Source organism: Streptomyces sp. NPDC047117 (assembly GCF_040643545.1).
GTDB lineage: Bacteria > Actinomycetota > Actinomycetes > Streptomycetales > Streptomycetaceae > Streptomyces.
Map to the genome: position 1 here is coordinate 138640 of NZ_JBEYUN010000003.1, position 21946 is coordinate 160585.

Annotated in this window: 17 protein-coding genes and 1 pseudogene; 5 read left to right on the forward strand and 13 right to left on the reverse strand. The window is 70.6% G+C overall.

Going from position 1 to position 21946, the window contains the following annotated elements:
* Nucleotides 1-132 precede the first annotated feature (132 nt).
* The 3 genes from ABZ840_RS06590 to ABZ840_RS06600 form a co-directional block, all read right to left on the reverse strand.
* A complete protein-coding gene (locus ABZ840_RS06590) occupies nucleotides 133-3615 on the reverse strand; it encodes a hypothetical protein (RefSeq protein ID WP_361554317.1) in 3483 nt (1160 codons plus the stop codon).
* 44 nt (nucleotides 3616-3659) lie between these two features.
* Nucleotides 3660-4082: a hypothetical protein gene (locus ABZ840_RS06595; protein WP_361554319.1), complete on the reverse strand. Its 423-nt coding sequence runs from the start codon at nucleotides 4080-4082 to the stop codon at nucleotides 3660-3662.
* 305 nt (nucleotides 4083-4387) lie between these two features.
* Nucleotides 4388-4903, reverse strand: coding sequence for a hypothetical protein (locus ABZ840_RS06600; RefSeq protein WP_361554322.1), 516 nt, complete (start codon nucleotides 4901-4903; stop codon nucleotides 4388-4390).
* 322 nt (nucleotides 4904-5225) lie between these two features.
* Between ABZ840_RS06600 and ABZ840_RS06605 the strand changes: the two genes are divergently transcribed.
* Both ABZ840_RS06605 and ABZ840_RS06610 read left to right on the forward strand, forming a co-directional pair.
* A complete protein-coding gene (locus tag ABZ840_RS06605; RefSeq protein ID WP_361554325.1) occupies nucleotides 5226-5417 on the forward strand; it encodes a DUF1272 domain-containing protein in 192 nt (63 codons plus the stop codon).
* A gap of 396 nt (nucleotides 5418-5813) precedes the next feature.
* On the forward strand, nucleotides 5814-6155 hold the full coding sequence (locus ABZ840_RS06610; protein ID WP_361554328.1) for a hypothetical protein: 342 nt from the start codon (nucleotides 5814-5816) through the stop codon (nucleotides 6153-6155).
* A gap of 22 nt (nucleotides 6156-6177) precedes the next feature.
* Here ABZ840_RS06610 and ABZ840_RS06615 read toward each other — a convergent pair whose 3' ends face one another.
* From ABZ840_RS06615 to ABZ840_RS06645, 7 genes are all read right to left on the reverse strand, one after another.
* Entirely contained in the window at nucleotides 6178-9165 is a 2988-nt protein-coding gene (locus tag ABZ840_RS06615; RefSeq protein ID WP_361554331.1) for a BTAD domain-containing putative transcriptional regulator, read from the reverse strand.
* Between the two features lie 43 nt (nucleotides 9166-9208).
* Nucleotides 9209-10978, reverse strand: coding sequence for an ABC transporter ATP-binding protein (locus ABZ840_RS06620; protein WP_361554334.1), 1770 nt, complete (start codon nucleotides 10976-10978; stop codon nucleotides 9209-9211).
* Nucleotides 10965-11501, reverse strand: a complete 537-nt coding sequence (locus ABZ840_RS06625) for a lasso peptide biosynthesis B2 protein (protein WP_361554337.1) — start codon at nucleotides 11499-11501, stop codon at nucleotides 10965-10967. The genes ABZ840_RS06620 and ABZ840_RS06625 overlap by 14 nt, the downstream gene beginning before the upstream one ends.
* Nucleotides 11498-11752 (reverse strand): lasso peptide biosynthesis PqqD family chaperone, encoded by a 255-nt coding sequence (locus ABZ840_RS06630; protein ID WP_361554340.1) that lies wholly within the window; start codon nucleotides 11750-11752, stop codon nucleotides 11498-11500. The genes ABZ840_RS06625 and ABZ840_RS06630 overlap by 4 nt, the downstream gene beginning before the upstream one ends.
* Nucleotides 11753-11767: 15 nt before the next feature.
* On the reverse strand, nucleotides 11768-13612 hold the full coding sequence (locus ABZ840_RS06635) for an asparagine synthase-related protein (protein WP_361554343.1): 1845 nt from the start codon (nucleotides 13610-13612) through the stop codon (nucleotides 11768-11770).
* Nucleotides 13613-13627: 15 nt separating this feature from the next.
* Nucleotides 13628-13750 carry a lasso RiPP family leader peptide-containing protein gene (locus ABZ840_RS06640; protein WP_361554346.1) on the reverse strand — a complete coding sequence of 41 codons (123 nt, stop codon included), beginning with the start codon at nucleotides 13748-13750 and terminating at the stop codon, nucleotides 13628-13630.
* Between the two features lie 114 nt (nucleotides 13751-13864).
* Nucleotides 13865-14572 (reverse strand): BTAD domain-containing putative transcriptional regulator, encoded by a 708-nt coding sequence (locus tag ABZ840_RS06645; protein WP_361554349.1) that lies wholly within the window; start codon nucleotides 14570-14572, stop codon nucleotides 13865-13867.
* Between the two features lie 654 nt (nucleotides 14573-15226).
* On the opposite strand from ABZ840_RS06645, the gene ABZ840_RS06650 reads away from it, so the two are divergent.
* Nucleotides 15227-15565: a DUF664 domain-containing protein gene (locus ABZ840_RS06650; RefSeq protein WP_361554352.1), complete on the forward strand. Its 339-nt coding sequence runs from the start codon at nucleotides 15227-15229 to the stop codon at nucleotides 15563-15565.
* A gap of 98 nt (nucleotides 15566-15663) precedes the next feature.
* On the opposite strand, the gene ABZ840_RS06655 is transcribed toward ABZ840_RS06650, so the two are convergent.
* The 3 genes from ABZ840_RS06655 to ABZ840_RS06665 all read right to left on the reverse strand — a co-directional run bounded on the left by ABZ840_RS06655 (nucleotide 15664) and on the right by ABZ840_RS06665 (nucleotide 19407).
* Nucleotides 15664-16140, reverse strand: coding sequence for a hypothetical protein (locus ABZ840_RS06655; protein WP_361554355.1), 477 nt, complete (start codon nucleotides 16138-16140; stop codon nucleotides 15664-15666).
* Nucleotides 16141-16259: 119 nt separating this feature from the next.
* Nucleotides 16260-17483 (reverse strand): cation:proton antiporter, encoded by a 1224-nt coding sequence (locus ABZ840_RS06660; RefSeq protein ID WP_361554358.1) that lies wholly within the window; start codon nucleotides 17481-17483, stop codon nucleotides 16260-16262.
* A gap of 22 nt (nucleotides 17484-17505) precedes the next feature.
* Nucleotides 17506-19407, reverse strand: coding sequence for an alkyl sulfatase dimerization domain-containing protein (locus ABZ840_RS06665; protein WP_361554361.1), 1902 nt, complete (start codon nucleotides 19405-19407; stop codon nucleotides 17506-17508).
* A gap of 300 nt (nucleotides 19408-19707) precedes the next feature.
* Between ABZ840_RS06665 and ABZ840_RS06670 the strand changes: the two genes are divergently transcribed.
* Together ABZ840_RS06670 and cobF are read left to right on the forward strand one after the other, a co-directional pair.
* Entirely contained in the window at nucleotides 19708-21132 is a 1425-nt protein-coding gene (locus tag ABZ840_RS06670) for a DUF2254 domain-containing protein (protein WP_361554364.1), read from the forward strand.
* A 74-nt stretch (nucleotides 21133-21206) separates the two neighbouring features.
* Nucleotides 21207-21887 (forward strand): annotated as a pseudogene (gene cobF, locus ABZ840_RS06675) (precorrin-6A synthase (deacetylating)); the annotation flags it as partial.
* Nucleotides 21888-21946: the final 59 nt, after the last annotated feature.

Consider the following 21946-nt stretch of genomic DNA (forward strand, 5'->3'; position numbering starts at 1 on the left):
CGAATCACGGTGGGGGCAGAGGAAGAAGGAGTCGGAGTGCCGTCATCCGCGCGGCCGCGGGAGTCCGGCCCACAGCCGGCCACCGCGAGCGCCGCCGTCAGCGCGAGCGCCGCGGCGGTCCTCCGCCGCGCGTCATTTCCCGCAGCGCAGCGACGACGGTGCCTCCGTGCCCATGTGCTGCTCCCAGTCGCCCGGCCGGAGTTCCCTGCCGGCCGACGAGCAGACGGTACGGATCCAGACACGCGGATCGAGCCTCCATTCGATGAGCTGCCCCATGTCGTTGGTGGTAGGGCCGTCAGGTTCCGGGGAATCGGTCTCCGAGATGTCGGCCTCCGTCGCGGTGACGAGCTTCTTGCCGTCGGCTGTGAGGGTGAGGCCCGTCGACTCCGCCTTGTTGCCCTCGGGCAGTGGGAGCGTCCCGAGGGCGCTCTCGGACGGCAGGTCGAGGAGGCGGACGGTGTGGTCCTCGGACGTCGTCCCGGCGACGAGGTTCCCGCCGGTGACCGGGCCGACCGCGGGGTCGGTCGCGCCCTCGACCGTGCCGAGGCGTCGGCTGCCGGACGCGGTCCACAACTCCATTGCGCTGCTGCCGCGTTGGACGAGTAGACGGTCGCCTGCGTAGGTGAAGCCCCGGGCATCGTCCACGGGGATCGTACGGATGCGGCCGGACTCGGTGTTGATGACCCGGATGCGGGCGCCACCGGGCTCGCCCATGGCCTCCCCGTCAAGCACCGCGGCATGCTCGGCCCGCGCGTCCAGTGCCACGTAGTTGCGGCTCAGCTCGGCGCGGGAGGAGGCCGTCGGAGCCATGGACCTCGGGCCCGGCACCTCGCGCAGTACCTTGCCGGACTCCGCGTCCCTGAAGCGGACCGTGCCGGAGGCGTGCACCTCTGCCACCTGCCGGCCGCCGGGCAGGTACTGCAGCAGCTGGGGAGGGTCGGAGAGCCGCAGCGGGTTCGGTAGCGCGGGCCAGGTGCCGACGGAGCGCCATGCGCGTCCGCGGGCGAGGATCTCCGCGCTGCCGTCCGTCCCCACCACAGTCAGACGTTTGCTGTCGGGCTGCCACAGCAGCTCCGCGAACTGGGGGACCTTCACCCTGGAGGGCATCATCCGCTGCCGCTCTCTCGTGGCGGGAACACCGAGTCTCAGGGTGGACAGCCACGTTCCTCCACTGTCCATGACCGCCGCGTCGCGCCCGTCCGGCGACACGGACACGCGCGGCTCCTCACAGGCCAGGCAGGAGTCCGGGATCGGGACTCCGACAGCTCGCGAGATACGTGTGCGCTGGTTCAGGTCCCACAGGTTGAGCATGTCGCGGGATGCCGAGACGAGCCTGCTGCTGCCGGAGCCGACGAAGCTGAGGGCGCCTCGGGGGACCGCGCCGGCACCCGTGAGGGTGAGGGGATCGGACGCCTTCCCGCCAGGTGGGTACGTCCGGCTCACGCGCAGGGTGGAACCGATGGCCGTGGCCACGTGGGAGCCGCCGGGGCTGATGGCCAGGGCTGTTGTCAGACCCGGTTCCGTCTTCGCCTCCAGCTTCGGATGCTCGTAGTCGGGCTTGCCCCGCGATGCCCAGACCGGCAGCGAGGAGCCCTTGTTGCTGGAGCTGATGTGGCTGCCGTCCGGTGCGAGGGCGGAGACCACGTTGGCAGTGCCGAAGCTGAGGGAGCTCCCGGCGGTACGGGTGAGCCGCTTCATGGAGATCCGGTTCCAGTTGCCGTAGGCGTCCTCGAGGATCACCAGCTCCGCATCCCCGTCGAAGGCGAGCGCTGTCGGGCCCGACGTCATGCCCTTGAGCACGAGGTGCCGCGTTCTGCCCGAGCCCCGGTCCAGGACCGAGAGCGTGCTCGGGACCTCGAACTCCGAGGTCCTCGTGGTGACCGCGACGAAGCGCCCCGACGGGGAGACCGCGAGCGCCGTGGGCCGCTGCCCGTCGGGCAGGCGGGGCGTGGTGGAGGCCTCCCCGTTCGCCCACACCCTGACCGTGCGGCGGTCGGCCGCCGCGACGACTTCGCTGCCGTGGGACGCGACCGCCTCCACCGGGCCGGGGAGGCGGCCCAGCCGCACGTGGTGGCCGCCGAACCGCCCGTCGTCGAGCCCCCACACCTCTACGTCGCCGTCCTGGGTCCCGGAAACGGCACGCTCACCGTCCCCCGAGGCCGCCACCGCGGAGACCGTCCCCGCGGCCCGCACGCTCCCGGTCAGATGAGGGCTCTCGGTGACCGCGCGGAAGAGGGCGCGGCGGGTCAGCGGGTCGGCGTGCTGCCGGTAGGCCCGCTCGGCGAACAGCCCGGCGAGCCCTACGTCGTTGCGCAGCAGGTCCTCCGACACATCGGCCATCCGGTGCGCGGTGGTCAGCCGGTCCCTGGCCGCGGACTCCCGGTGCTCCACCACCACCCCGGACGCCACGGCCGCCGCGACCAGGGCCATCGCGGTGACCAGGCGGGCGGTGCGGAAGCGCCGGGCGTACCGGTCGGCCTGCCGGAGCGTTTCGGCGAACTTGACGTCCGCGGGCTCGGGCGCGTTCGCGGCGTCGGTCCGGTTCGCGGCGGGGGCGACCAGCCGCAGCCCCTTGCGGCGCGCGGCCAGCAGCTTGCTCTCCATGCCGCTGACGCCGGTGAGACGCTCACCGTTGCCCAGCGCCCCCGTCACCGCGGTGCGCGGGCGCAGCCCGTAGAAGATGCCGCGCACCCCGGCGATGCTGGGCCGCCGTGTCCGGGGATGCCGTAGGAGTTCCCGCAGGCCCAGGGCGAAAGCGACGCCGAGGGAGGGACCTTCGATCCGTGGGGGAAGGGCAGGACGGTCCGTGATGACGAGGCGCCACAGCACGCACCGCGAGCCGCGGCCGGGCCCGGCCAGGGCCCACGCCCGGCCGAGGGCGGTCGCGAACTGGCCGTCGGAGCTGCGCAGCCCCGTCATGGAGCGGGGGTCGGGATACAGGCCCGGAGGCCCGGCGGGGAACTCGCAGAGCTGCAGGACGCCGGTGGCGCCGGGCTCCTCGCCGTCCTCGGGATCCGTCTCGCCGAACACCACCGGTACCTGTACGAGCGGCCGTCTGCGCGGCTCGCAGCCCGCCATCAGCAGCGCGGCGGTGATCAGCGTGCCGTCCGGTGCGGGCGACCGCTCGGCCTCGCCGCCGGGCAGCTGCGGAACGCGTTCGAGGACGGCGTTCAGCCGCTCGGCGGCGTCCGCCGGAAGACCGTCGACTCCGCGGCCGGACGGCTGCGCGGGGCCGGGCGCGGCGTGGGCGGACAACAAGCCGCTGCCTGCCCACATGCTCCGTACGCGGGCCAGGGCATCGTCGTGCTGCGCCGCCCCGCCCTCCGGCGCGCTGAGCGCGAGGGCCAGCAGATAGGCGTGGCCGGCGGGCGTCACGGCGTCGGCCGACCGGTCCGGGGCTGTCGCGTCGATCCAGCCGGCCAGCTCCTCGGCCGGCCCGGAGCGCAGCCAGGCGGGGTCCGTGCGGACCGCCTCACTGCAGGCCTTCCACCACAACTGCCGCTCTCCGAGCAGCTCGTGCACCGCGGCCTGCGAACTCGCCGCCTCCCGGATCACGGCGTCCACCGCGGCGCGGTGCCGCCCGGCTGCGCCGGACGCTGCCTTCCTGAACGGCATTGACGCTGCCTCCCTGGACACCCTTGATGCCGCCTTCTTCGACGTCATCGCAACGCACCGTCGATGACGTCGCGCATCCCTTCGCCCACGAAATACCGCACACGACGCCAGGCGTCCCGGGTCGTCTCGTTGAGCGCCGCGCCGATGGAGTCCGTGACAATGGCCGGGGCCCAGTCGGCCTCAGCCGGAACGGGGTACGGGCCGGTGGCGGCCCACGTCGCGTCCGGTCCGAAGCCACTGAGGCGGACGTACGAGGCGGCGGGCCCGAACCGCCCCCGCACCACTGGCACGAGGAGGACGTGCTCGTCCCCGCCCGGCTGCGCGTAGGTGACCGTGGCCAGCAGGGGCCGGTCCTCGTCGTCGCCCTCGCGCACGACCAGCTCAAGTCGGTACTCGGACGAGTCGCCCGCGGGACGGCGCAGCAGGAACCTCGAACGGCCGTCGGGGGAGGAGGCCTCAAGGACCACGGCGTCACTCCCGGAGGCGGTCAGCGCGCCGACCGCGGGAAGCGGCGGCAGCGTGAACCACCCCGGCGCAAGGGGACGGGCCGGGGACCGATGCGCGAGCGGCTGTTGCGAAGCGGGAGCAGGGGCGGAGGCGGGGCTGTGGACGGGACGGCGCGGTGGAAGGACAACGCCGATGAACGATGCCCAGGTGCGCTGCCAGATGCTGTACCCGTCGCGCCCGCGTTCCGCTGCCCGCCGGGGGCTGGTGCTGAGGCCACGTCCGCCGGTGAATGACGCCCAGGAGCGCCGGGCGACCGATCCGCGACTCACGGCGTTGCCTCCCCTCGCGTCCGGTCGGGCTCCGGTGGCGCGGGTTGCGCACAGACGGCTGGAGGAGCCGGGTCGGCGGGAGGGGCCGGAGCGGGAGACGGGGCCGGGGCGGTGGGTGCGGCGAGTCCGGGCCCGGGGGCGGCTCCTGAAGGGGCTCCGGGCGCGGCCCCGGGAGCGGCCCCGGTCTGAAGCGCTTCGGCCATGGTGGTGGCGCTGCCCATCTGGGCGAGTACGGCAGGCGCGGAAGCGCCCACGGCGATGGCCGCGTACACCCCGGCCAGTTCGCCGTGAAGCAGCCAGCCGGCCGCGCCGCCCAGCACGATGCGGAAGAGCGCGGCGAGCGCATCAGCGGGCGGGTCGATGTACGTGCTGAGCTGCGGCAACGCCTCGGTGGCCGCCCTCGCAGCATGCCGCGCCTGCTGCCATGCGTGCAGCCGCCCGAAGGTCACGACGGCCTCGACAAGCAGCCCGCCGCCGGCGCCGTACAGCGCGCCCTCGGCCCACGAAAGCATCGGACCCCCGTCCTTCCGGGCCGGTCTCATGACCCGGTTGCATCAGACCTGGTGAACCGCCCTCCTTCAGGCAAACGTACCGGCGCCCCCTCGAACTTGACCTTCCAGTACGGAAGTTCGCGTCTCCCCGGCGCAACATGGCTGATTTTCGCCGTGCCACCTCGCGGCGGGGAGGTAAGGGAGATGGCCCGATCTTGCGCAAAGCTGTCCCTGCCGACACTTTCAGGTCCAAATCCCCGTTCCGAGAATGGCCACTCGACTTCGACTTCCTCCGGTGCCGGCGGACCCGGGCAACGGATACTCACACTCGTCAGGAGAGGCCATGGCACTGGAGATGCGCGACCGCTGCGAACGATGTGGCACGGCGCTGCAGCAGACCTCGTCAGCCCGCATATGCTCGTACGAGTGCACGTTCTGCGTGTCCTGCAGCGACGCCATGCGGCACACGTGCCCCAACTGCGGCGGCGAACTCGTCGCCCGCCCCCGCCGTGCGGCAGTGCCTGCCGCCGGGTAGAGGGGCAACGCCCCACAGGGTCCCTGGGCCGCTGCAGCGGCCAGTGCAACGAGTTCTGCAACTCGGCCCGGAATGATGAGCTCACGGGCCTTCGAAGAGGTCAGTCCGTTGATGGGCCCGGCAGAATTGCTTAAACGACAGGGACAGTGGGCACATCATGAAGCACTCGACGAATCCTTGGGCAACCACTTCGCTGGGGAACGCCAGGATGTTGAGGGGCGAGTACGCTCCGGGACGAAGCGCCGAGTCCCGATGGTTACCTGCGGGCGATCCGCGGTCGTTGCCGAGGCTGGATGCGGAGGCCGCAGGCCGCAACGCGGCAGGTGAGGACGTACAGGTCGTCTACAGCGCCCGTGGCGACAAGTTCATGATCGTTCCTCGGCGGGATGAGGCAGCGTGACCGAGATGAAGAACGGCCCAACACATGGTCCGACGGCCTCGTCAGGGACGCATGCGGAACCGGATGTCCACGAGCAACTCTGCGACTTTCCGGAGCTGCGGCTCGGGTCGGCCGCGGCGGAGCAGTGGGCGGGACTGCGCCTGCGGGGCCTGATCGCGGACGCAGCCGAGGCGCTGCCTCCGTACCCGGGCCGGGAGGCGCTTCTGGCTGAGCTGACGACTGTGGCGAACCGCGCGAAGACGTTGGACGAGGTCTTGCGTGCGACTCGCCAGGTCGGCCAAGTGGTGGAGGCGGCGATCGCCGATGCAGAGCGACTGCGTCCCTGGTGGCGGCGCTGAGCGGAGACAACGGCTTTGCTCCCTACTGCCCGGGCAGAAGCAGTGTCGAGCTCTCGCCAGCGGCTTTGGGTTCCAGTGAGGCCAGTCGGGCGAGAACGGTGCCGGCCTCGGGAACGCCGAGAGCGGTGTAGAGGGCCAGGGCGTCTGCCCAGTGACGGTGGGCCTTGGCCCGGTCGCCGGTGGCCAGGTGGGTGACGGCAAGGCCATCGTGGGCGCGGGCCTGCTCGAACCGAGCGCCGATGGCAGTCGCCACGGTCAGTGCGGCGGTGTGCCGGGCGCGGGCCCCGGCCGTGCGGCCCCCGGCCTGCAGGCTCTCGCCGAGGCCGTTGAGCGCAGCTGCTTCGCCGGTACGGTTGCCGAGCTGCCGGAAGAGTCGCAGGGCTTGGTCGTGCAGCTCGATCGCTCGTTCATGGTCGCCTTGAGAACAGTGGAACCAGCCTTGGGCCGTGAGGGCATAGGCCTCCCCGGAGCGGTTGCCGAGCTGACGGCACAGGGCCAGTGCCTGTTGCAGCCGGTCGATGGCAGGGCCGCACTCGCCCTGCCTCCAGGCGGACAGGCCGAGAAAGAGCAACGCCAGGGCCTCTCCGTCGCTGTCGCCGGCCTGCCGGAAGAGAGCGATGGCGTGCTGGTGGTGCTCGGTGGCCTGCTGGTAGTGGCCCTGCCGCCAACGGACGAGACCAAGGTGGCTCAGTGCGTCGCCTTCGCCGACTGTGTTGCCGGTCTGCCGGAACAGGGCGAGGGACTGATCGAGGTGATCACGTGCCTGTTGGTAGTGGCCCTGCCAGAAGCAGACCATTCCGAGCCGGTAGACCGCGCGGGCTTCAGCCGTCCGGTCGCCGGCACGGCGGGCGGCCTGATGCGCGTGGGTGTGCACGGCGTGTGCTTCGGCATATCGGCTGCTGACGTCGAGGTAGCGGGAGAGCGTGTCGGCGAGGCCAAGGGCATGTGGGTGCAGGCCCGTACGTGCGGCGTGGAGGCAGGCGGCGACCAGGTTGTCGCGTTCGGCCTCCAACCAGTCCCGGGCGGCATCTGGGCCGGTGACCGTCGGCAGTGCGTCGGGCAGTGCATCCGCGGAGGGCCGATGGTGTGGAGCTGCTGGATGGAAGGCGGCCATGGCGCCGGTGGCGCTGGACAGGTAGTGATCGAAGAGACGGGTCAGGGCGGCATGCCTGTCGGCATCCGGGTCGGTACGGGTGGCGAGTTCGGCGGAGTAGGCGCGCAGCAGATCGTGCATGCCGTAGCGGGTGCTTCCGGTGTGGTGGAGGAGGTGCGCGCGAACCAGTACGCCGAGCGAGCGGCGGGTCTCCTCCGGACCGGTGCCGATAAGGGCGGCCGCCGCGGTGGGATCGATGTCGGGCCCGGGGTGCAGACCGAGGAGGCGAAAGGTGCGGGCAGCGGGAGCGGGCAGCTGCTGGTAGGACCAGGAGAAGACGGCGCGTACGGTGGCGCGGGGGTCACCGCCGGAGTCCAGGAGGTCCAGCCGCCGTTGCTGGTCGGTCAGCTCGGTGACCAGGACGGACAGGTCGTCGTGCGAACGTGCGGCGGCCAGCTCAGCAGCGATGCGGAGAGCCAGCGGCAGTCCTGCACATAAGGCGGCCAGCTGTGCGGCGGCCCGGGGAGCAGTCTGTACGCGGGTGCCGATCAGCCGGCGCAGCAGCGCGAGAGCGTCGGTCGTGGGCAGTGAGTCGAGGGTGAGCCGTCGGGCGCCGTGCAAGGCGACCAGGTCGGCGAGGGAATCCCTGCTGGTCACGAGCACTGCACACGTCGGGCTCCCGGGCAACAGCGGCTTGACGTGCTCTCCCGAGGAAGCGTTGTCCAGGAGCACCAGGATGCGCCGCCCGGCCAACTCGCTGCGGTAACGGGCCGCCCGGTCCTCCATCGTCAAAGGGATGCTCTGCCCGTCGAGTCCGAGTGCGGTCAAGAACCGGGCCAGCGCATCGCCCGGAGCCACCGGCTGTTCGGGGTCGTAACCGCGCAGGTCGATGTACAACTGCCCATCAGGGAATGCTTCTTGCGCTCGGTGGGCCCAGTGCACCGCCAAGGCCGTCTTGCCCACCCCGGCCGCGCCGGTGACCGCACCGATCGCCGTCCCGCGGTCGTCCGAGCCCGGATGCGCCAGCGGATCGAGCTCAGCCAGCTGCTCGTGCCGTCCTGTGAAGCCCATGACGTCACCAGGCAGCATGCGAGGTGCCCGTACCGTTTCGGCCCGCATCATCGGCGGTGAGGCCAGAGCGGGGTCGGCGGTGAGCACCGCCTGCTCCAGACGCCGCAGCTCGGGGCCGGGGTCGACGCCCAGTTCGTCGACCAGCAACAGCCGGGCGTCGCGGTACACGGACAGTGCCTCAGCCTGGCGGCCGGAGCGGTACAGGGCGATCATGAGGTGAGCGTGCAACCGTTCCCGCAACGGGTGGCGCCGGACCAGCCCGGTCAGCTCGGCCACCAGCTCCGCGTGCCGGCCGAGCGCCAGGTCCACCTCGATACGCTCCTCCAGCACGGTGAGTCGTTGCTCCTCCAGCCGGTCCCGCTCGATGTCCAGCAACGGTGCGGCAAGCCCCTCACACAGCCGGCCCCGCCAGAGCCGCAGCGCACCATGCAGTGCGTCGGCCGCCGCAGCCGTATCGCCCGTGGCACGAGCGGTGTGCGCACGTGCCACTTCCCGGCCGAAGACGTGCAGGTCCAGTGCGTCGGCGGGCACGGTCAGCAGGTATCCGGCGTCGGTCCAGGTGAGAAGGGAGGAGGGCCCGCGAGGCCGCCGGCCCGGTTCGAGCACCCGGCGCAGTGCGGAGACATGCCGTTGCAGCAGATTCAGCGCGCGTGCCGGGGGTGCCAGTCCCCACACCGCTTCCATGAGCCGATCCGTCGATACCGGTTGGTTGGCGTGCAGCAGGAGCACCGCGAGTACCACACGCTGTTGCGCCTCGCCGAGTTGCAACGGTGCGGTGTCGAGCCGCACACGTAACGGACCGAGCAGTTCGTAAGACCGTGCAGGCGCTGTCTGCTGATCACTCATCGCAGTCCCCGTGGCCGACTGTCTCCGTGCACCGAGCAATCCCTTACAGCCTACGCTGACCCGGCGTGAGCAACTGGCTCTGCGCCAGCGTGCGGTAGAGACGGTCGGACCGTAGGAGTTCGTCGTGCGTGCCGGTAGCGCGGATTCGGCCGGCGTCGAGTACGGCGATGTGGTCGGCGGAGCGGACCGTGGAGAGGCGATGGGCGATGATGAGAAGCGTCGCCTCCGCCGTCACCTGCTCCAGCGTGTCGGTCAGTGCAGCCTCGTTCAGCGCGTCCATCTGGGAGGTGGGTTCGTCCAGGAGGAGCAGGGAGGGCCGGGGCAGCAGCGCACGGGCGATGGCGACGCGTTGGCGTTCGCCGCCGGACAGGAGTGTGCCGCGGTCGCCGACCGGGGTGTCGAGGCCGGCCGGCAGCCGACGCAGCAGATCGCCGAGGTTTGCCAGCTCGACGGCGCGGAGCAGTTCGGCCTCGGTGGCGTGCGGAGCCCCGTAGCAGAGGTTGTCGCGCAGGGTGCCGTAGAGCACGGGAGAGTCCTGTTCGACCAGGCCGATGCGGGCCCGGCAGGTGCCGAGGGCGAGCTGCCGGCGGGTGTCCAGGCCGTCCAGGAGGATGTCGCCCCGGTCGGGGTCGTAGAAGCGGGCGATGAGGGCGAAGACAGTTGACTTCCCGGCACCGGAGGGGCCGACGAGGGCCGTGCGGGAGCGTTGCGGCACGGTGAGGGAGATGCCTCGCAGGACGGGACGGTCGCCGTAGGCGAAGTGGACGTCGCGCAGTTCCAGTACGGGCGTTGCCGTGCGGCAGTCGGGACGCGTGGCACGGTGGCCGTTGGCTGAGATCAGGTCCTCGACCGGGAGGCGGGCCATGCCGTCGATGCGCTTCAGGGCGCCGCGTCCTCGCTGTATCAGGCCGGCGGTCTCAAAGAGGGCGGACAGCGGTCCGTCGAGGTAGGTGAGGTAGAGCAGGAACGCGACGAGCTGGGCCAGTTCGAGGCTTCCGTGCGAGACCCGCACACTGCCGACGACCAGGACGAGGATGAACGTACCGTTGGTGGACAGGCCGACCAGGGGGCCGATCACGGCGTCGAGTTTGACGACGTGGACTCCTGCGCGCCACGCGGCACGTGCTTGTTCCGTCACGCGCCGGGCCTCGCGCTCCTCGGCATGGTTGATCTTGACGGTGCGGATGGCGGACAGCGCCCGGTCGAGGTCCGCCGCCATCCGGCCCACGCTTTCCTGGGTGCGTTCGGTGGCTGTTCTGATGCCTCGCACCAGCAATGTGGTGAGGCCGGTGCAGACGCCGATGGTGACGCAGACGAGAACGAAGAGGAACGCATCGATCCACACCATCATCACGGTCGCCCCGACGACGAAGAGCAGTCCGGAGAGTACGTCGACCGATCCGAAGGCGACCACGTCCCGCAGCAGGGTGGTGTCGGCGTTGACGCGGGAGATGAGGTCGGCCATGCGGTGGTTGTCGTACGTGCGCATCGGCAACCGCAGCAATCGCGAGACGAGCCTGGTACGCAGCCCCAGAACGATGCTTTCGCCGACGCGTTGCAGGAGGTAGTGCGCGCCGCCGCCGGCCACCGCCTCCGCCACGAACACAAAGGCGAGCAGGAACAGAAGGGGGACGAGGCCCGGTCCGCTGCGGGTGGCTTCGACGGCGCGCATGGCCAGGAGCGGCTGAGCCAGGCTCAGCGCGGAGGAGACGAGGGTGAGCAGCAGAGCCAGGACAACGCACCTGCCGTGACCGCGAGCGGTGGCTAGGAGGGCCCGCAGGGACACACCGGCGGACGCGTCACGCAGGAACATCACCCGTCCCGGTGCCTGTCGGCAGCGGACATCGTTGTGACGGGCGTGGTCCGATGCGTATCAGGGCCCGGTATTGGCCGACCTCGGCTGGCTCTGCCACGGGCCGGCCGTCGGCCTCGACCCAGGCATGTGCCTGGAAGGGGAAGGTCCGGGCGCCGGTGCACCACGTGGGCCATACGCCGGTCGCCCGGCAGAGCAGAACGGTGGCGAGCGAACGCGCCACGCATGCCTCCCCTGCGCACATGCTGCTCCTCGCCACCACGTCCCGTCGGGCTCGCTCCGCCTGCTCGTACGAGGCGGGAGCGGCGCCCCGGCTCAGTACACCGAGGACGGTACGGATGTGGGCGGGCGACTGCCGAGCCAGAAGCCGCGCCGTACCGACGGCGAGGCCTGCCGTTGCCTTGCGCCGTAGGGTCATCCGCCGTCGGTCACGCCGCCGTTCGGCCGGATGCGGCGTGGTCCTGGCTGTGGTGAAGACGGGGCGTTCCGGTTCATTCGTGACGGGAAGTTCCGGTTCACTCATGAGGTCTCCACGAGACGGGCGGAGCGCAGTGAGTCGATCAGGGCCGTGACATCGTCGCGTGCCCGGTCGGCCGGGACCGGGTGATCATCAGCCAGTACGCGTGCCGCGTCGGCAGGCGTACCGCCTGCCAGGAGGGTGTCCAGGACCGCGGTGCCGGTGTGGTTGAGCTGCCAGTAGTCGCCGCGGCGTTCGTCGAGCAGCACGGCTCCGTCATCGTTCTTCGTCAGGGACACGTGCGGAGACAGGCTCATGGTCATACGTCCTCCTCAGGCATCGTCACGGCGGCCGGCCGCGGGCTCCATGTCGCGCAGCCACGCCTCGCAGGCGAGGGTCAGCGCCAGCGCGTGAGGGCTCGGACCGGGCATGAACGAGCTCGCGCACATCCGGCGCAGAGCCACCGCATCGATGAGTCCCCGGGCGGCCAGCCGGGACTCTTCGGTGAGTGCGAGCAGTTCATTGCGGTGGCGTCGCAAGCCCTCGTACCACAGCTCCTCCGCGACGCCGCCGCCCTTGGTCGTGCGGTGCAGCAGCTCGTGGGGGAGCAGTCCGCGCATCGCCTCCGTCATGAGTGGCTTGTAGTGCCAGGGCGTGGTGCGTTCGTGCGGGCGGACGGCCAGGCATGCTTCGACGACCCGGTCGTCCAGCAGGGGAGCGGCCATGGGCAGGCCGCTGTCTGTCATCAGCCAACCGTCCAGCCGGGTGGCCCGGCCGCTGAAGCGCACGGCTTCCAGCGTCGAATGCTGTCCTCGCTGTGCCGCGAGTGGTGTCCACGGTGACTCTTCGGCGAGGGAGTGGACCGCGTCGACGGCCCGGGCGGTGGCCCATGACGGGAGCCGGGGGGCTTGGCCCCAGCCCAGGTGTTCGGTCGGCGATTCGGGAGGCGGCGCTTCGGTGAGGTGGGGGAGGGCGGCGGCGAACCACTGGCGGTAGCTACGACGATCGGCCAGTGCGGCCAGTGAGTCGCGCAGTGGCCAGCGGTGGCGTGCGCGGTATCCCCGAAGGTGGGCCCAGGCGAGGCGTGGACGCGTGCGTGCGAGGTCGTGCAGGTAACTCAGCATGCATTCGAGCACCTCGTCACCGCCGTGCCCGGTCAGGTGGCGGCCGGAGGAGTGGTGGGGCAGGCGGCGTGTGACGTCCAGCAGAAGTGCACGGTCCTCCAGTCCCGGGTAGGGCTCGTCGATCACTGTGCCCGATGTGCTCACCCCCGCGAACGGCAAGGGCGCCTCCCCCTCGGGGACGAAGACCGCTTCGACATCCGGCAGCGCTGCCAGCGCCGTCTTCACCCAGTACGGGTCATCATCGCCAGTACCCGCCGGCGGGAAGGAGAATGTGGTGAGACGGTCTGCCAGGCGTGCCGCCAGGAAGCAGACCGGGGTACTGTCCAGGCCGCCGGAGAGGTCGCAGCTGCGGGCCCCACCGCCTCGGACCGCGGCAGCCACTGCGGCGCTGAGGGCGTTGCGCAGCCGTGGCGCCCCTTCAGCGAGGGAGAGGTCGGCCGCAGGGGGGTGCCACCATGTTGTCGTCGTGGCGGGCCGGTCAGCCCTCAGGTGAAGGTACGCGTCCTCCGGCACGGCCTGTACGCCGGACCACACGGACTGGCCCTGCAGAGGGTGCGGAGCGGCGGGTGACAGCAGACGTACGGCAATCTGACGGTCATCAATGCCCGTGCCGAGCACCCGGGCGAGCACATCGCTGCGACTGGCGACGAGGTCGTGACGACCGGCACGGGCACGGAAGGCGCGACAGGTGCCGGAGAGCGTGCCCTGTACTCGCACGCCGTCCGGGTCGGCCGCCACCAAATGGAAGGCGCCGGACAGCCGAGGCAGTAGGCGGTCCACGTCATGGACGGTGTGCAACGGCCGGATCGCCGCGGTCAGCTCCGCCTCCGTCATGGAGCAGTATCCGATCAGCGCCACCCGGAGCGGGCCGGCTTCGGCACAGGTGATGGCTCCGTCGCGCCACTGCCCGAGCAGCCAGGGACGCCCCGAGCTGTGGTCGACGCGCTGGAGTCCGGCGAGTGCCGGTACGTGGGACACGGCGAGAGCGGCCGCGTGATCGGGCAGGACCACGAACCACGCCTCGCCGTGCACCGACCCGGGTAAGTGGGTCATGCCTCTCCTAGTGCATCAGTGGTAGGGGCAGTACCAGCCCTGACAGTCGCGGTATTTACCCTTCTTCCGACCGCGGGTCAGGTCCGTGAACGAACCGACCTTCACCAGCATGGGAGGCTCATAGGCCGAGCTACGCATTGCGCACCCCCTCTCTCCGCTGCCGACGTTCGGTTGTGGGTGCCGGACAGACTGCCCCGGACGCGTCACTTCGCCGTCACACCGCAGGTGAGCGGGGCGGTGAACCGCAGTGCGTCAGGTCAGTGCCTGGCGCATCAGTGCACGGAACCGGTCCGAGGGCTCGACCCCGAGCTCCCGGCGCAGGAGGCGGCGGAAGGCCTGGTAGTGCCGGACCGCGTCACCGAGATTGCGTTCGGCCAGATGCACGGTCACCACCGCGCGGTGCGCACTCTCGCGCAGCGGGTCCGTCCGCACGCACTCCAATGCTGCCTCCAGCGCCAGTGCGTACCCGCCGTGTTCGATGAGGTGGCCGACCAGGGTTTCGAGAGCGTGCAAGCGCAACTGCTGGAGCCGTTCGCGCTCCAGCACGACCCAGTCCTCGTCCCAGCCGGGCAGTAGGTCTCCGGAGAGGAGCGAGGCGACGTTGGGCCGTCTGTCCGCCGTCGCCTCCGGCTGCACGGCACGCAGGGCGCACCAGCGCAGGTCGCGTACGTCAACGTGTACCGAGTCCTCCAGCGCGAGGGTGTCCTGGTGGCTGCGGACCACTGACGGCCGCTGATTGCGCAGCCGCCACAGTGTGGTGCGCAGGCTGCCCAGCGCGTGGTCCTCTGTGACGTCCGGCCACAGTGTGCCGGCGAGGACAGTGCGGGTCGCTTGCTGACGTAACCCCAGGTACGCCAGCAGTCGTTGGCCGCTCGCGCTGACCTCGGCCGCCTCGGAGGCTTCACCTCCGTACTGAAGCCGGAAGCCCCCGAGAAGTCTGAGGTGGGCGATGGGGAGCACGTCGGGTGTGGTCGCGGCTTCGGTTCGTGGGTGCTCCGGTAATCGTTCTGTCAGCTGTCGAGTCATCGCGGAATATCGCCCCGATCCCGGTCCACAGTGTTCCGTCCTCCAGCGAAACGCGTCATCTCGCTGTGCGGCTCGCGGGAGCTCCTTGCACCTCGCGATCAAAGCATCGAGCGCGAGCTATAACGCGTTCGGGATGCGCGCCTTCCCGGGGGCCAACCGTAGGCGGGAGCTGCGGTGTTGCGACTCTTGTGGGTGGTTGAAGGCGGCCCGAGCACTCCCGCGGTCGAACGCTCATGGCAATCGCGCCGCGCTCGACCGACAGCGTGACGGAGGGATGCACCACTCTGTTCGACGCTTACCTGCGATTCGTTCACGCCGTGGTCGTACGTACCCGTCGGACGTCGACCAGCCAGCGCGGCTTGCCGGAGGTGTGTTCCGCCCTGATGGACGCCGACGAGCCGGAACCGTACGCCAGGTGCGCGAGGGCGCTCGAAGCCGGTGCCGTTCTGGGGGAGGGCGGGGGATCCCAGGTGATGCCGGTCGATGCCCCCCATCGAGTGGACCCTCGTCGCGACGGGTGCAGTTCCCCGCATAGCGCCCGGCGGCCCGAGTGGATGGCTCCGCTGATGACCGTACGGGCAGAACCCGATGGGGAGACCAAGGGGTGCGGGATGCCCCACGCCACCGTCGCGCGACCGGGGGAGAAAGGGCGTCGGCCACCTGGAGTGGTACCGCGAGGCGGTGCTGCGGAAGATCTCCGGACTGTCCGACGACCAGCTCCGCACGCCCGTCGAACCACTGCACCGGTCCCCTCTGGGCCTGGTCCAACACCTCGGCCGGGTCGAGCGCCGATGGCTCCGCTGGGGATTCGCCGCCGAAGACGTCCTCGCCTGGCTGACCGACAAGGCACGCGTGGGAGGACGGTTCTCCACACCCGACCAGGCTCCGTCCCTCGGACGCATCCTGTTCCACCTGCTTCAGGAGTAGGCACGTCACGTCGGCCACCTCGACATCGCCCGTGAGCTGATCGATGGGGAGACGGGCGAGTAGCACGTAAGGGCTTCAGAGCAGGCGGGGCCGGCTTGTCACGTCTCCGCGCGGGCCGGGTGGTAGACCGCGAGGGCCCAGATCACGAAGACGTCGAGTGCCATCATGATGACGGACCAGATGGGGGCGTACGGCAGGAACAGGAACTGGGCCACCAGACTCAGCGAGGCCAGCATGATGCCGGTCATGCGGGCCCAGATCTGGCCACCGAGGATGCCGCAGCCGACGAGGACGGCGACCACGCCCAGGATGAGGAGGATCCAGCCCCAGCCGGTGAGGTTGATCCGGTAGATGTAGCTGTCGAGGCTGACGTACAGGTTGTCCTTGGCGATCGCGGCGATGCCCTGGAGGATGAAGAGCACGCCGTTGACCAGCATGAGGACGCCTGCGAAGGTGACACCACCGGTGACCCAGCCACTGTTGTCCCGCGGCCCGGAGGAGGCGTCGGACCACCCGGGCGTCCGGCCTCGGCCGTACGCGGGCGGGGGGTGTGCCGAGGACGGCTGATCGCTCATGGTCGTGCCCTTTCGTCCGGCGGCGTGGAACGCCGCAGCCTGCTTCGACCTTGTCCACCCCCGTCCGCCGGTCGCCACAGAGGGTGCTCCGAACGGGTGAAGGGAGCATGGGAGCTCGTTCACCACGCCTCCGACTCCTTCGCCGCCGCCGAGGCACGCCCGGTGCGGCCCCCTCCGGCGGCCGGCGAGCGCAGGCGCATCGCGAGCAGGGGCAGCAGGAGTACGGAGAGCATCGCCGCGCCGACCAGTGCTGCGGCCTCGTCCGAGCCGAGGAGTTTCTGGTCCAGGCCGATGGTGGTGATCGCGACGACGAGCGGCAGGCACGTCGAGGCGAACAAGGGCAGGGCCACCCGGTCCCGACGGCTCAGGTCCCTGGGAGCGAACAGGTACACCGGCCCACCACGCACCAGCAGGAACAGCAGCAGGAAGAGCGGCACCAGCAGGAGGGTGCCGGGGTGGTGCAGCAGGGCGTCCAGGTCGAACTCGACGCCGGTGACGACGTAGAACAGCGGTACCAGGAAGCCGAACCCCATCGCCTCCACCTTGCCGAGCACCTCCGCACTGCTCGCGGGCGCGGCACGGTGCAGAACCAGGCGGGTGAGGACCCCGGCGGCGAAGGCGCCCAGCAGCACGTCGAGGCCGAAGACCTCGGCCAGGCCCAGCATGCAGGCCAGCAGGAGCATGACGAACCGGACCGCGAACTGGCCGCTGCTGTGCAATGTCCGCTCGGTGAGCCGGACGAACCAGCGCGATCGGGGACGCAGCGCCCAGAAGACGGCGCCGGCTGTGAGCACCCCGAACGCGGCCAGCAGGGCGGCCGACTCGGCCGGCCGGCGCCCGCTGAGCAACAGCGCCACGGCGACCACGGGACCGAACTCCCCGACCGCCCCGAACGCCGACATCACCGTGCCGAAACGGCCCCGCAGCTCACCGCGGTCGCGCAGCATCGGCAGTACCGTACCGAGCGCTGTACTGGTCAGTGCCGTACCGATGACGAACGCCTTGAACATCTCCCCGCCGCTGATCAGGAGGGCCAGCCCGATACCGACGGCCAGGGAGACCAGCCACGCCCACAACGCGCGGCGCAGGGTGTCACCGCGGACATCGGCGAACTCGATCTCGTAACCGGCCAGGAAGATCAGCATGGCCAGCCCGAGGTGGGCGAGCGTGTCGGTGACCTTGTCGGGGTGTGCCCAGCCGAGGACGTCCGGGCCGATGAGGATGCCGAGGGCGATCTCGAAGATGACCAGGGGTACGGACAGCCGGCGTTGTGTGGCGTATACCAGCAGCGGCGCCAGTACTGCGGCGGTCATGATCAGGACGAGGGTGCCGGGATGCGTCATGAGTTGCTGCTGTGTCGCCGGGTCACGGGGTGACGATGGCGAAGTCGGGGTCGGGGTCGGTGAGGAAACCGAGGAGTTCCGTCAGCTTTCCCAGGTCGCCGGTGACCTTGACCCCTGCGCGTTCGGCCAGTTCGTCGGGGGCGATGGCGCCGACGAGCACCGCGCGCAGGGCTTCTTCGTCGAGGGCGATCTCCACGTCCGGATCGGCCGCGGCAGGGCTGGTACCGGTGACCTGGGTGAGGACGCCGTTGCGCAGTTGGAGGGTGAGGGGGTCCGCAGATTTGAGGTTCCAGCGGACGGCGATCTCCGTTTCCCAGCAGCGCGGGCCGTCCACCCGGATGGCCAGAGAGTCGACGAGCTGTTCCAGCGTCAGGGCCGACAGCAGGTCGGAGGCGACGGTCGAGGTGGGGGTACCGACTGGTCCGTTGCGCAGTTCAAGGGCCCCGGTGAGGAAGAAATTGCGCCACGTACCGTTCTCACTGCCGTAGCCGAGCTGCTCCAGGGCGTCGGCCTGCAGCTCGCGGGCCGACGCATTGTCCGGGTCCGCGAAGACCACATGATCGACGACCTGGACCACCCACCGGAAGTCACCGTCGGCGTAGCACTGCCGGGCGCGTCGCAGGACCTCGTCCGCACCGCCCATGTACTCCACGTACCGCCGCGCCGCCTCGACCGGTGGGTGCTGCCACAGGCGCGCCGGGTTGCCGTCGAACCAGCCCAGGTACCGCTGGTAGACAGCCTTGGTGTTGTGGCTGACCGAACCGTAGTAACCGTGCGTGTGCCAGGCCCGCTCCAGAGCCGGAGGCATCTCGATGACCTCGGCGACCTCCGGGGCCGTCAGACCCTGGTTGAGCATGCGCAGCGTCTGATCGTGCAGGTAGGCGTACAGGTCCCGCTGTTCCGACAGGTACGTCAGGACACGCTCGCGACCCCACACCGGCCAGTGGTGCGAGGCGAACGCGACGTCCGAGCCGTCGACGAAGAGGCCGATGGACTCGGTGAGGTAGCGGGCCCAATTGCGCGGGTCACGGACCTGGGCGCCGCGCAGGGTGAGCAGGTTGTGCAGGTTGTGGGTGGCGTTCTCCGCCATGCACAGCGCCGCATGATCCGGAAAATGGATGTTCAGCTCCGCCGGGGCTTCGGTGCCGGGGGTGAGCTGGAAGACCATCCGGATGCCGTCGATCGTCTCCGTCTGCCCGGTGCGGGCGATGTACAGGGTGGGCGGGATCAGGCCGACCGCGCCGGTGGAGATGGTCTGGCCCAGGCCCGTGCCGATCTGGCCGCGCTCGCCCTTGGGAAGCGCGGCACCGTACATGTAGGTGGCTCGGCGGTTCATCGCCGTACCGGCGTAGACGTTCTCGCTGACAGCGTGGTCGAGGAAGCCCTCGGGCGCGAGCACCGGAAGGCCCCTCGCCGTCTCCTTGTCGGGGACGACGCCACGCACTCCGCCGAAATGGTCGGCATGACTGTGCGTGTACAGCACGCCGGTGACGGGCCGGTCTCCGCGATGACCGCGGTACAGCGCGAGGGCCGCGGCGGCGGTCTCGGCGCACAGCAGCGGGTCGATCACGAAGACGCCCCGCTCGCCCTCCACCAGGGTCATGTTCGACAGATCGAAGCCGCGTACCTGGTAGATGCCCTCGACGACCTCGAACAGACCGTGGTCGGCAGCCAGCCGGCTCTGCCGCCACAGGCTCGGATTGGCCGTTTCCGGGCACTCCTGATCCAAGAAACCGTACGCGTCGAGGTCCCAGACGGTGCGGCCGTCGGGGGAGCGGATCAGGTTGGCGGACGCGGTCCCCATGAAGCCGCGGCGCGCATCCTTGAGGTCCTGCGCGTCATCGAAGGCAAAGCGCTGCCGAACCGCCCGGTTGGCTTCCGCGATGACCGGCTCCGCGGACTTGGGCTCGGTGTTTCCAGGCATCGCAGCTCCTTCGCAGGCTGTGCGGAGGCCAGTGGCACAACGACCCCACAGGCTGTGCGGAGGCCGGTGAGTCGACGGCGCGCGGGGCAGTGTCACTCTCCCCTGGCCGTCCGGCCCGGACAACCGCATGTACGCCGTCGGGAGGACGGTGCGCGTGTGCAGGCGTCCGAGCGGGCCCACGCGAGCAGACCTGCGGGCTGGCGCGGCCGCCGGCGCCGTCCGATGCTCGAAGTCCGATGTCCCGCGCTGAGAACCGAGGGAGTCGATGAGCGAGCTGTTCCCCACCACCCCCGGCCGACGATGACGTACCCCCTGCGCACGCGAACCGCGCAGGGCAGCCGGGGTACGCACCGCGCCCGTCGTACGCGCAGCCATGCCCTCGCGCTCCTCCTGGTCGTGGCGGGCGCTCTGCTGGGCTGGACGCTGCCTCTCTGGGAACGGCAGCTGCCGGCGGCCGGCCTGACCTTCGACGCCTCCACGGCGCAGGCAACGCTCGCCGCGATCGCCGGCGGCATGATCACCCTGGCCGGCTTCGTCGTCACGGCCATCACGCTCGTCGTCCAGACCGTGCAGGCCATGTCGCCCCGCCTCGTCGCGGCCCTCGGCCACTTCAGCCGGTACCTGGTCCTGTTCGGCCTGCTGATCGGCACCGCTCTGTACGCGCTGGTGGCGCTGAGCCAGATCCGCGGCGAGAACGTCCCCCGGCTGACGGTGACGCTCGCCGTCGGCCTCGTCCTGGTCGACGCCGTGACCGTACTGTCCCTGCTCGCCTCCCTGCGGCACGCCGTGACCGGCGGTGGACTCGCGCGAGCCGTCGGGGCACGGCTGCGCACTGTCATCGACGAGGTCTATCCGCCCGAGGCGGGGACGCATCCCCCTCCCACCGGCGGGCGGGGGCCGGCGCCGGAGAGCCACGCGCTGCCGCCAGAGGTGCCCGTCGTCTACGGCGGGCGGCCATCGGTGATCTTCGCGCTGGAGGAACCCCAGCTGATCCGGCTCGCCGCGAGGCACAACGTCCGCGTGCGCTTCGTGCACGCGGTGGGTGCATTCGTCGGCACCGGCACAACGGTCGCCTCTGTGGAGCCCTCGAAAGCCCTCCCTACCGACGCTTCCACGGGAACCGGGAACGGAACCAACACCGGCACCAACACGGCGCGGCACGGGCGGCTGACCCGCCAGGTGACCGCCCACATTCGCTTCGGCCCCAGCCGCACCGTGGAGCAGGACCCCGCGTACGGCTTCCGCCTCCTCGCCGACATCGCCATCAGGGCGCTGTCACCCGCCGTGAACGACCCGACCACGGCGGTCCAGGCACTGGACCAGATCGAGGACGTCCTCCTCCGCCTGGCCAACCGCCCGCTCGGCCCCGCCTGGCTGCTCGACAAGCACGGCCGGCCGCGTATCCACAGTCCCGCACCCGAGTGGCCCGACCTGGTCTCGCTAGCCCTGGACGAGACACTCCTCTACGGCTCCGCCAACCCGCAGATCGTCCGGCGCCTGCATGCCCTCTTCGACCGCCTGCTCGCCGCCACCACCGACGACCGCGGCGACCGCAGAGCACCGATCACCGAACGCCGCCAGGCGCTGGAACGCCTGGCGGCCACCTGCCTCCCCGACCCACTGCTGCGAAGTGTGGCGACCCAGCCCGACCCCCATGGCCTCGGCGGGGTCCGGCTGCACGGTGCCCGAGCCCGGGAAGAACGCAACACGAAGCGTGAACCGTAGTTGTCCGGAGTGCCGGCCAGCCGCGGCGATCACTGGAAGGCGATCTCTTCGCACCGGGTGACGCTGCGACGGAACCGGACAAGACCGCACTGACCGACCTGCGCCACAGCATGCTGGAGGAGCACGCCCAGGCCGATCACAGGGTCGTGGAGGTGGCGGACCCCAGCCGGGACCGGCATCCCATGGACCGCTCGGACTACACCTCGGCAGTCGAGGGCTGGCGCGCCCGGCGAGCGGACCTCTTCGAGCGGCTGATGCGCGAGGAGATGACGGTGGGGGAGACCGCGGCTTTCCTGGTGTGGGGTGACCCGTCGCTGTACGACAGCACAATCGGGATCCTCTCCACCATTGAGGCCCGGGGCTCCGTCGCCTTCGATGTGGAGGTCATTCCCGGCATCACCAGTGTGTCGTCGCTGGCCGCCCGCCACCGCATCCCGCTGAACCAGGTGGGCCGACCGGTGCACATCACCCCGGCCCGCAGACTCTCCGACGTGGCCCAGAACGACGACGGAGACATCGTCGTCATGCTCGACGCACACGAGTCGTTCACCCGGTTCGACGGGGAAGACGTCTGGATCTACTGGGGCGCTTACCTCGGAACGCCGGACGAGCTTCTGGTCGCCGGCCCGCTGCGGGAAGTGGCCGACCGCATCCGGCAACTACGAGCCGAGGCCCGTGAACGACACGGCTGGATCATGGACACCTATCTGCTGCGCATCGCGGAGCCGCCCTCTGCCGAATCGCCCTCCGCCTGACCGACCGTGTCGGTGAGATTTGCCCGTAGTGCTGAACTCAGTTCGGGGAGCCTGCTTGC

Coding starts and splice junctions, on each gene's coding strand:
- ABZ840_RS06590 (WP_361554317.1), bottom strand. CDS start 3,615: ATGCCGTTCAGGAAGGCAGCGTCCGGCGCAGCCGGGCGGCACCGCGCC.
- ABZ840_RS06600 (WP_361554322.1), bottom strand. CDS start 4,903: ATGCTTTCGTGGGCCGAGGGCGCGCTGTACGGCGCCGGCGGCGGGCTG.
- ABZ840_RS06605 (WP_361554325.1), top strand. CDS start 5,226: ATGGCACTGGAGATGCGCGACCGCTGCGAACGATGTGGCACGGCGCTG.
- ABZ840_RS06615 (WP_361554331.1), bottom strand. CDS start 9,165: ATGAGTGATCAGCAGACAGCGCCTGCACGGTCTTACGAACTGCTCGGT.
- ABZ840_RS06620 (WP_361554334.1), bottom strand. CDS start 10,978: ATGTTCCTGCGTGACGCGTCCGCCGGTGTGTCCCTGCGGGCCCTCCTA.
- ABZ840_RS06625 (WP_361554337.1), bottom strand. CDS start 11,501: ATGAGTGAACCGGAACTTCCCGTCACGAATGAACCGGAACGCCCCGTC.
- ABZ840_RS06630 (WP_361554340.1), bottom strand. CDS start 11,752: ATGAGCCTGTCTCCGCACGTGTCCCTGACGAAGAACGATGACGGAGCC.
- ABZ840_RS06635 (WP_361554343.1), bottom strand. CDS start 13,612: ATGACCCACTTACCCGGGTCGGTGCACGGCGAGGCGTGGTTCGTGGTC.
- ABZ840_RS06640 (WP_361554346.1), bottom strand. CDS start 13,750: ATGCGTAGCTCGGCCTATGAGCCTCCCATGCTGGTGAAGGTCGGTTCG.
- ABZ840_RS06650 (WP_361554352.1), top strand. CDS start 15,227: ATGGGGAGACCAAGGGGTGCGGGATGCCCCACGCCACCGTCGCGCGAC.
- ABZ840_RS06655 (WP_361554355.1), bottom strand. CDS start 16,140: ATGAGCGATCAGCCGTCCTCGGCACACCCCCCGCCCGCGTACGGCCGA.
- ABZ840_RS06660 (WP_361554358.1), bottom strand. CDS start 17,483: ATGACGCATCCCGGCACCCTCGTCCTGATCATGACCGCCGCAGTACTG.
- ABZ840_RS06665 (WP_361554361.1), bottom strand. CDS start 19,407: ATGCCTGGAAACACCGAGCCCAAGTCCGCGGAGCCGGTCATCGCGGAA.
- ABZ840_RS06670 (WP_361554364.1), top strand. CDS start 19,708: ATGACGTACCCCCTGCGCACGCGAACCGCGCAGGGCAGCCGGGGTACG.